Annotated in this window: 1 protein-coding gene; it reads right to left on the bottom strand. The window is 66.3% G+C overall.

Going from position 1 to position 914, the window contains the following annotated elements; translation table 11 throughout:
- A partial coding sequence (locus CEY11_RS24940) for a branched-chain amino acid ABC transporter permease (protein WP_088606147.1) occupies positions 1-914 on the bottom strand: 914 nt, incomplete at its 3' end.

Genomic DNA, 914 nt, shown 5'->3' with positions numbered 1-914 from the left:
TCGATGAAGTAGCGCCAGCCCAGCTTGCGGAAGCGCCGCAGCACGTCGGCCAGCCCGCGCGGCATGAGCGTCACCGCCACCACGATCACCACGCCGAAGAACAGGCCGGCGATGCTGGTAACCTCGCTGGAGAGAATTTCCGAGATGGCCGACAGGATGAACGAACCGACGATGGGCCCGAGCACGGTGCCCGGCCCGCCGAACACCGCCATGATGATCATCTTCACGTTCAGCGTGATGTCGAAGGCGCTTTCCGGGTCGAGGAAGGTGATCCAGTAGGCGTGGATGCCGCCGGCCAGGGCGCTGAAGATGCCGGCCAGGGTGAAGGCCATGATCTTGTAGCGCGTGGTGTCCACGCCCATGACCACGGCGCCTTCCTCGTTTTCGCGGATGGCGATCAGGCCGAAGCCGAAGCGGCTGCGCGTCAGCCACCACACGGTCAGGGTGGCCAGCACCAGCAGGATCAGCGACAGCTCGTAGAACAGCGGATCGTCGTTCAGCGGCGGCAGCACCAGGCCGATGTTCTGCCCGGCGATGCCGATGTTCGAGACGATGGCCGCCATGATCTGCGCCAGGGCCAGCGTGGCGATGGCGAAGTAATGGCCCTTCAGGCGCAGCACCGGCAGGCCCAGGCACAGCGCGAAGATCACCGCCAGGGCCACGCCCAGGGCCATGCCCACGGCGAACGGCAGGTGCAGCGACACCATGGCGATGCCCACGCCGTAGCTGCCCAGGCCGTAGAACACCGAGTTGCCGAAGGACGCGTAGCCGGTATAGCCGCCGATGATGTTCCAGCCCTGGGCCAGCACGGCCAGCAGCAGCGTGCTGATGCCGAACTGGATCATGACGTCCGAGCCGTACAGCGGCAGCAGCGCCAGCGCGATCAGCACCAGCACGATCAGGATCGGGCGCAG

Source organism: Candidimonas nitroreducens, assembly GCF_002209565.1.
GTDB lineage: Bacteria > Pseudomonadota > Gammaproteobacteria > Burkholderiales > Burkholderiaceae_B > Candidimonas > Candidimonas nitroreducens.
Note: the sequence above shows the minus strand (reverse complement) of the source record. Positions and strands in the feature narration are given on the sequence as shown.